A 379-nucleotide genomic window follows, 5' to 3' on the forward strand; every position below is an offset into this window, starting at 1 on the left:
GATTTATGCACAATGCCCTGCAGGGTCATGCGACCTCGAGCGGCACCAGGAAATCCTGGCTGATGCCGTTGCCCAGGTCGCCGATCCGCTCCAGGAAGTTGGTCAGCCAGGCATGCAGGCCGACCGAAAAGATATCTTCGATGCGGGCGTACCGCAGGTCGGCGTGCAGTTTACCAGCGCGACGCTCCGTCTCCGCCGATTGACTGTTGCGCACGGTCGAAAGAATCGCAACCACCTCGTCCATGCTGGCCAGCAGCGAACGCGGCATGTCGCTGCGCAGGATCAGCAGTTCCGCCACGCGCGTCGGCGTGATGACGTTGCGATAGATCTTGCGATACACCTCGAAGCCCGACACGGAGCGCAGCGTGGCGGCCCAGTG

The 379-nt window shown here is 62.8% G+C and carries 1 protein-coding gene; it reads right to left on the reverse strand.

Going from position 1 to position 379, the window contains the following annotated elements:
* Positions 1 to 25 precede the first annotated feature (25 nt).
* A partial coding sequence (locus tag C0Z19_RS27850) for an alpha-E domain-containing protein (RefSeq protein ID WP_146012178.1) occupies positions 26 to 379 on the reverse strand: 354 nt, incomplete at its 5' end.

The organism is Trinickia soli (genome assembly GCF_002879855.1).
In the GTDB taxonomy this organism is placed as follows: domain Bacteria; phylum Pseudomonadota; class Gammaproteobacteria; order Burkholderiales; family Burkholderiaceae; genus Trinickia; species Trinickia soli.